Origin of the sequence: Cognatishimia sp. (genome assembly GCF_964229375.1) — a bacterium.
Taxonomy (GTDB): domain Bacteria; phylum Pseudomonadota; class Alphaproteobacteria; order Rhodobacterales; family Rhodobacteraceae; genus Cognatishimia.
Genome location: NZ_CAXREH010000004.1, coordinates 21,408 through 28,713 on the forward strand (window position 1 = coordinate 21,408; position 7,306 = coordinate 28,713).

Annotated in this window: 4 protein-coding genes; all 4 read left to right on the forward strand. The window is 58.6% G+C overall.

Annotation, left to right across the window (positions count from 1 at the left end; translation table 11 throughout):
- Nucleotides 1-8: 8 nt before the first annotated feature.
- The 4 genes from ACEQWH_RS00500 (at nt 9) to ACEQWH_RS00515 (ending at nt 7,265) form a co-directional block, all read left to right on the forward strand.
- On the forward strand, nt 9-1,772 hold the full coding sequence (locus tag ACEQWH_RS00500; protein WP_370227270.1) for an ATP-binding protein: 1,764 nt from the start codon (nt 9-11) through the stop codon (nt 1,770-1,772).
- Nucleotides 1,773-1,786: 14 nt separating this feature from the next.
- Nucleotides 1,787-3,121, forward strand: coding sequence for a sigma-54-dependent transcriptional regulator (locus tag ACEQWH_RS00505; protein ID WP_370227272.1), 1,335 nt, complete (start codon nt 1,787-1,789; stop codon nt 3,119-3,121).
- A 100-nt stretch (nt 3,122-3,221) separates the two neighbouring features.
- Nucleotides 3,222-3,896, forward strand: a complete 675-nt coding sequence (locus tag ACEQWH_RS00510) for an HAD family hydrolase (RefSeq protein ID WP_370227275.1) — start codon at nt 3,222-3,224, stop codon at nt 3,894-3,896.
- A 417-nt stretch (nt 3,897-4,313) separates the two neighbouring features.
- Nucleotides 4,314-7,265 (forward strand): Rne/Rng family ribonuclease, encoded by a 2,952-nt coding sequence (locus ACEQWH_RS00515; RefSeq protein ID WP_370227277.1) that lies wholly within the window; start codon nt 4,314-4,316, stop codon nt 7,263-7,265.
- Nucleotides 7,266-7,306: the final 41 nt, after the last annotated feature.

The following is a 7,306-nucleotide window of genomic DNA, read 5'->3' on the forward strand; positions in this document are numbered from 1 at the left end:
TAGCAGCCATGAGCGGGAGTGAAACAGCCTTGGGCAAGATGCGCGGCATGCGCACGCTGAGTTGGCGTGTGCGTGTGCTTTTTCTTGCGCTGGCGGCGGTTGCGATTGCCACCGTGTGGATCACCAACAGCTTCCTGACAGATCGCTTTACCGAAAATACCCGCAACAGGGCACAGCTGCGGCTTGCGCTTTATTCGGGCAACCTGCTGGCGGAACTGCGCCGCAGCGCGATCGTGCCGCAGTTGCTGGCGCGCGACCCGGCGCTGATTTCCGCGCTGCAGGGGGATGACTATTCACAGACCACCGCGCGGCTGATTTCCTTTGTCGAGGAAATCGGGGCGGCGTCGCTTTTGATGCTGGATGCGGATGGGCGGATTGTGGCTGCGACAGATCGCAATCGACTGGGCGAGAACCTTAAGCCGACACAGATCTACGTCGATGCCATGCGCTCTAATGTGACTGTATTTACGGTCGAACCAAGGGAAGGGGCAGGGTATTACTTTGCCTATTCGCGTCGCGTTGAAATGCAAAGCACCGTGTTGGGCGTCATCGTTGTCGAGGTGGATCTTCAGAAATTTGAACGGGCCTGGGCGGGGATTTCTGATGCCGTTCTGGTGACGGATTCCGAAGGCACGATCCTGCTGGCGACTGAACCCCGTTGGCGGGGTCTGACCGAAGAGGCCGCCCTTCAGCGCCAGCCGCCGCAAGGGGCCATTCAGCGCGCGATTCAGGCGACGTCGGATTGGACGGCCTTGCCCGCAGATGCCTATGTGCAAGGCGAGGCGGTGCTGCGTAAGGACGCGCGTATTCCATTCCGTGGATGGCAGATCGCAAGCTTTACTACCTATGCCGGTGTGCGCGAGCGGGTGAATGGTGTCTTGGCGCTCGAGATCATGGGATTCGCGATCCTAATGGCGGCGGCCTTCTATCTGCTGAGCCGTCGGTCGTTCCAAAAAGTGGCGCTGTTCCAGCGTGAATCGGCGAGCCTTCGCGCATTGAACCACAGGCTACAGCGGGAAATCGCCGAGCGTGAACGCATGCAACAGAGCCTCGAAGTCGCGGAACAATCGCTCGCGCAAAGCTCTAAACTTGCGGCTTTGGGCGAGATGTCGGCGGCGGTGTCGCATGAGTTGAACCAACCGCTTGCGGCAATGAAAACCTATCTGGCCGGCGCGCGGCTTTTGGTGAACCGCAATCGTCCAGAAGAGGCGCTGTCCAGCTTTAAACGCATTGACGATTTGATCGAACGTATGGGGGCGATCACCAAGCAGTTGAAAAGCTATGCGCGCAAGGCTGGTGACGAGTTTACCCCTGTAGAACTTGGCGATGCGCTGGCCTCGGCCCTGGCCTTGATGGAGCCGCAACTGCGTCAAAGACAAATGAAAATCCGCCGTGTTCTGCCCGATGAGCCGGTCGAAGTCATGGGCGACCGGATGCGGATTGAACAGGTTATGATCAACCTGTTGCGCAATGCACTGGACGCGACACAGACCAGTCAAGATCCGGAGATTGAGGTGATCCTTGCCAAGGGCGAAACGGCCAGCCTGACCGTGCGCGACAATGGCCTGGGGATTGAGAACCTGAATGATCTGTTTGAGCCGTTTTACACCACCAAGAAGCCCGGGGACGGCGTCGGGCTGGGGCTTGCCATTTCCTCGGGCATCGTAAACGACCTAGGAGGACGGTTGATGGCTCGGAATGGGCAGGACGGGGGGGCTGTATTTGAAATGCAGATCCCTATCTTAAACCGAGACATTGAAGCAGCAGAATAGGCGCAGAGGATAGCATGGCTCAGGCAATGAAGATCGCGATCGTGGATGACGAAAGAGATATGCGTCAGTCCATCAGTCAATGGCTGGCGCTTTCTGGCTATGACACCGAAACCTTCGCCAGCGCCGAAGACGCGCTGAAATCGCTTGGTCCGGAATATCCGGGGATCGTGATCTCGGACATCAAGATGCCCGGCATGGATGGCATGCAGTTTCTGAAAAAACTGATGGGATCTGACAGCGCGCTGCCTGTGATTATGATCACCGGGCACGGCGATGTTCCGATGGCGGTCGAGGCCATGCGGGTAGGGGCCTTCGACTTTTTGGAAAAACCCTTTAACCCCGATCGCATGAGCCAGCTGGCGAAAAAGGCCAGCAACGCCCGTCGCTTGACGCTGGACAACCGGGCGCTGCGCAAAGAGCTGTCTGACGGCGCGCAGCTGATTAAAAAGCTTGTCGGCTCGTCCCCTGTGATGACCCGTCTGAAAGAGGACATTCTGGATCTGGGGCAGGCGGATGGCCACGTTCTGATCGACGGCGAAACTGGCACAGGGAAAACGCTGGTGGCCCATGCGCTGCATGCGGTTGGCTCGCGGGCCGGGAAGAAATTCGTTTTGGTCAGCTGTTCCGCTCTGGAAGAAGATGCGCTGACCAAACGCCTGTTTGGGCCGATGTTGCCCGAAGACAGCCAGTTGCCCGCCATCGAAGAGGCGCGCGGTGGCACATTGGTGCTTGAGGATATCGAGGCGCTTTCAGACACGTTACAGGCACGCCTATTGAGCGCAATCAACGAGCAGGGGACCCCGGCGGAGACGCGGATCATTGCGATCTGTAATCTGCAAGAACAGAACCGCACCTGTGAAGACGCGCTTCGTCGGGATCTTTTCTATCGCTTGGCGGCCTTGCGGATCACGGTTCCGCCCTTGCGTCAGCGAGGCGAAGATATCCTGACCTTGTTCACGCGTCAGTCCGAGCAGTTTGCCGAAGAATACGGCTGCGAAACACCCAAGGTCTCGGCGCAAGAGGCCGCGCAGCTTTTGCAAGCGCCATGGCCGGGCAATGTGCGCCAGTTGATCAATCTGGCAGAGCGGGCGGTTTTGCAATCGCGGCGCGGGGGCGGGACGATTGCCTCACTGTTGATGAACGACCACGAGGAAATGCAGCCGGTCATGACCACGGAGGGCAAGCCGCTGAAAGAATATGTCGAAGCCTTCGAGCGTATGTTGATCGACAATACCATGCGCCGTCACCGCGGCTCGATCGCGTCAGTCATGGACGAGCTGTGCTTGCCGCGCCGAACCCTGAACGAAAAGATGGCCAAATACGGTCTGGCGCGGGCTGATTATCTTTGATCTGACACAGAGCGACACCAAACGTGATGGGCGCTGACTTGAGCCTGTCACATTGGCATGCGAGCACCCGGACAAGTTGAAGTTTGATTGGGTATGCGCAATGACATTTCCTGCGGCGTTTCTTTTTGACATGGACGGGTTGCTTCTGGACACTGAACGCCTGTTCCAGCGCTCTTTCCTGGCGATGACCGATGATCTCGGCATCCCACGGGGCAAATCCGAGGCTTTCTTTCTGTCGCTCGTCGGGACCAGCTCTAGAGATACCAGCCAACGGTTGCCGCTTTTCCTGCCAGACGGAGTGTCTGCCATAGAATTTGAAGCCGAATGGCGGTTGCGTCATGACCAGAATGTTGCGGCTGGTGTGCCTTTGCGTCCCCACGCGCTCGAGGTTTTGCAGACGCTCAAGTCCGGTGGGGCGCGGATAGCGGTGGTGACGTCCACGAATGGCCGACCGGCGCGGGCACATTTGGACCATGCGGGTCTTCTTGGCTTTTTTGAGCATATCAAGGCGGGCGACGAGGTGTCGGCCAACAAGCCCGATCCCGCACCTTATCGCGAAGCGGCAGCGGACCTTGGTGTTGATCCGCGCGACTGTGTGGCGTTTGAAGACAGCGACGCTGGCACGCAGGCCGCGGCCCGCGCAGGCTGCAAAACCTATCAAATCCCTGACCTGAGGCCCGTGAACAAACCGTTGCCAGAGGTTGGGCAAAAGGTGGCGCCAACTTTGCGTCATGCGCTTCAGGATCTTGGATTGGTGGCGCGCGAAGCGGTTTAAGCCGCGTTTTGTCGCATTTGCCATTGTAATTCGTCAAACCCTCGTCTTAAGTAGAGGTGAGGTCCTCTGCCGTATTGCGAGGTCCATACCGAGTTTCTCTGATCGAAAACGCTCTGGCGACAGATCCGCCGCGTTTTCCATCGGTTTGAATATGCCCCCAGGGGCAAAAGAACTGCCCGGATGATCAAAAACGCCGGGCCTGTAATTGGCACCTGCACAAAGCGGGTGTCGGAGAAGAACCGCGATGAAGCGCGCGACAGATATGAGATCCCGAGCAGAGGCCGTACGCGGCCCCCTTGGTGATGTGCTGCGTGACGCCTCTACCATCGCCTTGACAAGACACCCCCTGCTACGCACTGCGCCGCCTGGAATAAATCCGGGTGCAGTCTTGCGTGATCCGGGGTGCACACGGAAAACATGGCTAAGAAAATGCTCATCGATGCCACCCACGCGGAAGAAACCCGCGTCGTGGTGGTCGACGGAAACAAGGTCGAGGAGTTCGACTTTGAATCCGAAAACAAACGCCAGCTTGCTGGCAACATCTATCTTGCAAAAGTAACACGGGTCGAACCGTCCCTTCAGGCAGCCTTTGTGGACTATGGCGGCAATCGCCATGGCTTCTTGGCGTTCTCAGAGATCCATCCAGACTACTACCAGATCCCGGTCGCGGATCGCGAAGCTCTGATGGAAGAAGAACGCGCCTATGCCGAAGCAATGCGCGCACGGGACGAAGAAGACGAGAAACCCAAGCCAAAACGCAGCCGCCGCTCGCGCACCAAGACCGCAGAGAAACCTGCTGATGCCGCGAGCGCCGAGACGGATGTGGTCGAGACAGAGGCACCGGCAGGTGGCGAAATCTCGGGCATGGAGACGATTGATCCGGGCGACGAGGGTGCCGATGCGCCGGTAGAGGCCGCAGAGGTTGTCGAAGAAGAGGCGCCAAAGCCGAAAAAGCCGCGCGCACGCCGTCCTCGTAAGAAAAAAGAAGATGCGCCAGCAGCCGAGGCGCCAGCTACGGAAACGCCTGCGGAAGAAGCACCAGCTGAAAACGTTGCGGCGTCTGAAGAGGCCACAGACGCAGCGCCAGCCGAGGACGCATCGACGGATGCGCCTGACGCGCCAAAAGCTGACGACAGCGATGGCGATGACAAGACCATGGCGATGTCGACGGATAGCGAAGGCGATGCAGTCGCCACGAAAGATCCAGAAACCGGCACGGAAACCGAAGAAGACACAGCAGCCCCAGACGCCTCAGAGGATGCACCTGCTGAAGAGTCCTCTGATGAGGCATCACAAGACGAAGCCGCAGAAGATGCGCAGTCTGACGAAAACGCCAGCGACGACGCCAGCGATGACGAGGGTGATGACGAGGACGGAGGCACGCGCAAGCGGTCGTCACGGTCTCGCAGCCGCCGTAAGCGCGCGAAGGCGTCCGAGAAGGACGCATCCATCGAAGATGTGGCAGATGACGACGATCAGGAAGACATCCGCCCGCCTCGCAAACCGCGTCCGCGTCGCTATAAGATCCAAGAAGTCATCAAAGTACGTCAGATCCTGCTGGTTCAGGTCGTCAAAGAAGAGCGTGGCAACAAAGGCGCGGCTCTGACCACCTATCTGAGCCTTGCCGGTCGCTATTGCGTCTTGATGCCAAACACCGCGCGTGGCGGCGGCATCAGCCGCAAGATCACCAATGTCGCGGATCGCAAGAAACTCAAGGAAATCGCGCAGGAAATCGACGTACCTCAGGGCGCGGGTTTGATCATTCGCACGGCTGGGGCGCAGCGCACCAAATCCGAGGTGAAGCGCGACTATGAATACCTGCAACGCATGTGGGAACAGATCCGCGAGCTGACGCTGAAATCCATCGCGCCTGCCAAGATCTATGAAGAAGGGGATCTGATCAAACGCTCGATCCGCGATCTGTATTCGCGCGAGATCGACGAAGTCATGGTCGAAGGCGAACGCGGCTATCGCATCGCCAAGGACTTCATGAAGATGATCATGCCGTCCCACGCCAAGAACGTGAAAAACTATCAGGACAGCCTGCCGCTGTTCGCCCGTTATCAGGTGGAAAGCTATCTGGGTGGGATGTTCAACCCGACCGTTCAGCTGAAATCTGGCGGCTATATTGTGATCGGCGTGACCGAAGCGCTTGTGGCGGTCGACGTGAACTCGGGTCGTGCCACCAAAGAGGGCTCTATCGAAGAGACCGCGCTGAAGACCAACCTTGAGGCGGCCGAAGAGGTCGCACGCCAGTTGCGCTTGCGTGACCTTGCAGGTCTGATCGTCATCGACTTTATCGACATGGACGAGCGCAAGAACAACAACGCGGTCGAGAAGCGTCTGAAAGATAAGCTGAAAACCGACCGTGCGCGTATTCAGGTGGGCCGGATCTCTGGCTTTGGTCTGTTGGAAATGTCGCGCCAGCGTCTGCGCCCGGGTATGATCGAGGCCACCACACAGCCATGTCCGCATTGTCACGGCACGGGGCTTATCCGCTCGGATGACAACCTCGCCCTGACCATTCTGCGCCAGATCGAAGAAGAAGGCACCCGCCGTCGCTCTCGTGAGGTTTTGGTGAAGGCGCCTGTTGGCATCGTGAACTACATCATGAACCAGAAACGCGAGCATGTGGCGCAGATCGAAGCGCGCTATGGCTTGTCGGTTCGCATCGAAGCGGATCCTGCGCTGATCTCGCCTGACTTCACGCTAGAAAAACTGAAGACCGCGACACGGATCGTGCCAGAGCCCACAGAATCTGTGGTCTCTGCGGATGCCTCGCTGATGGATCAGATTGACGAGGATATCGAAGACGCAGAAATCGTCGACGAGACACAAGAAGACGAAGAGGCGAAGCCTAAGAAACGTCGCCGCCGTCGTCGCCGTCGCAAGCCCAAAGGTGAAGGAGCCGAGGGTCAGTCTGACGCGGCGGATGCAAGCGAAGACGGTGACACAGGCGAGGACGAGGTCGCTGGCGAAGACGCTGGGCCGACTTCGGACGCTGACGCCGAAGCTGAGACAGAGTCGCCAAAGCCAAAGAAAAGCCGCTCACGCAGCCGTAAGAAGCCTGCTGCTGCGCCCCAAGAAGACGCACCGGCCGATGCGCCAGAGGCCGAAGCTGAGGTTGCCGCGCCTGTTGCCGAAGAGGCTTCGTCTGAAGAGGCAAGTGAGACTGTTGAAGAAACAGCTGTAGCCGAGGATGTTGCAGTGGAAGCGCCTGAGGCCGCTACCGAGGCACCGGTTGCAGAGCCTGAGCCGCAGCCGGAACCAGAGCCTGTGGTTGAGGCGGCAGCAGAGCCTGCACCAGAACCAGAGGCTGACAAACCCGCCAAGCCAAAGCGGCGCGGTTGGTGGTCGATGGGACGCTAAAAACAAGAAACGCCGGGTCTTGCCCGGCGTTTTCTTTTTCA